Source organism: Bacteroides sp. NSJ-48, assembly GCF_014287405.1.
GTDB lineage: Bacteria > Bacteroidota > Bacteroidia > Bacteroidales > Bacteroidaceae > Bacteroides > Bacteroides stercoris.
The window spans coordinates 1-707 of record NZ_JACOOD010000118.1 but is presented as its reverse complement, the minus strand read 5'-3'; the positions used below and the strand labels follow the sequence as shown (position 1 = coordinate 707).

Genomic DNA, 707 nt, shown 5'->3' with positions numbered 1-707 from the left:
TAACGCTGGGCAGGCGTAAGCAGCCCCATCTCTTTCAGTCCGTCATTGATAAGCTTCGCACCTCCGGTATTGGTGGTCATGGACGAGTCCGAGAAGTCGCATTTGGAACATGCCAGCTTCGCGCCTACCGAGTTCCTGCGTAACTTGAAGAGATTTTTTTTGCCGGTAGTTACCACCGGATTCTTCTGCCTGCCGTTTCCGTCAATCTCCCCGTAGCTCAATGTAACCGTCCAGCCGCTTGCCGTCTTCTGGAAGTAGAAACGGAAGTTCTTTCTGGCATAGTTCACGGAAGAAGTACCCTGAATACGGACATATACGTTGGTAAGGATAAAGTCAAGCGTCCTGTCCTCTCCGTTATAGAAACGGACCTCCCTTACCAGCTTGTTGGCCTTTTTGTCGTTCAGCTGGGCCAGTGCATCCACCACGTTCAGCGTGTCGCTCTCGCTCGGAACCTCACTGCCCACGCTGCCCGTGCCTATCAGTACCAGGATCGAGTTCCGGCGCTTCTTCATCAGCCCCATCAGCTTCTCCATGCTCACCGTGTCTCCTTCGTTCAGCACGCGGTTGTCCTCATCCAGCGAGCGCACGCCCGGTTCCCCGTCGGCATCCTCCAGGTGGTTGCGGTCCACGATGTAGTTGTTCAGCACCTCATCCGAGGTCAGCGCCTTGTTATAGATACGCACGCTCTTCACGTTCAGGTCGGCACC

General features: G+C 55.2%; 1 pseudogene. It reads right to left on the bottom strand.

What is annotated here, in order from left to right:
- Positions 1–707 (bottom strand): annotated as a pseudogene (locus H8S52_RS19730) (hypothetical protein); the annotation flags it as partial.